The 793-nt window shown below is 66.7% G+C and carries 1 protein-coding gene; it reads right to left on the bottom strand.

Annotation, left to right across the window (positions count from 1 at the left end):
* Positions 1-793: right-handed parallel beta-helix repeat-containing protein (locus tag ABTU92_RS29895; RefSeq protein WP_408095169.1), on the bottom strand; the 793-nt coding region annotated here is incomplete at both ends.

The following is a 793-nucleotide window of genomic DNA, read 5'->3' as shown; positions in this document are numbered from 1 at the left end:
CGCGGCCGTCACCGCTGCTGATTCGACCTGATCGGAGCCCAGGAGCAGACGTTTCAAGCTCGGATCCGAAAGCACCAGGCCGGGTCCACCGGCGAACGCGTTTCCGGAGATACGGTTGTATTTCGGCAAGCCTGGCTCGTCCGACAGGATATCGACCAAGTGCGGGTAGCGAGACCGCCAGGGCTCCTTGTCGATGGGGACTGTCGCCAGGTTGCGACGGATCGGGGACGCCGGGTCGGCGACATGGCGGGCCGCCCATGTGACCCCGCGTGCGTCCAACAGGATGCCGAACACGTCCGCCCCGACGATCGTGTTGTCCGTGATCGTGTTGTCTCGCCCCCCTCCGACCAGGATGCCACGGCGGAACCCGCGGATCACGTTGCGGCGCGCCGTGACGCCACTCGCGGCGTCGTCGATGTAGATCGCGACCACAGGCCGGCCGGAAGCCGGCGTGACATCGTGAACGACGTTCCCTTCGAGACACGTTCCCCGCGCGGTCCAATCCATGCCGGTGTAGATCGCGCCACAATCACCGCATTCCGACACGACGCCGCTGATGTCGTTGCGACTGATCACGTGATCATTGCCCTGGAAGTGGATCGCTTGGGCCGGCCCGTCCCGGATGACGTTCGCCTCCACGCGGTTGCCGACCCCGTCGAGATAGATCGCGCCGTGGCCGCCGCGGGTGCGGCGCCCGAACCGCGTCATGACGTTGTGCTCGATGCGATGCTCGGCTGGAGCGAGATCCGACCGGCTACCGCCCACGACCCAAACGGCCTCGTCGCCTGCATCG

The organism is Rhodoplanes sp. SY1 (genome assembly GCF_046000175.1).
In the GTDB taxonomy this organism is placed as follows: Bacteria; Pseudomonadota; Alphaproteobacteria; order Rhizobiales; family Xanthobacteraceae; genus Rhodoplanes.
The sequence above is the reverse complement of the archived record's forward strand: the minus strand, read 5'-3'. Positions and strand labels throughout refer to the sequence as shown.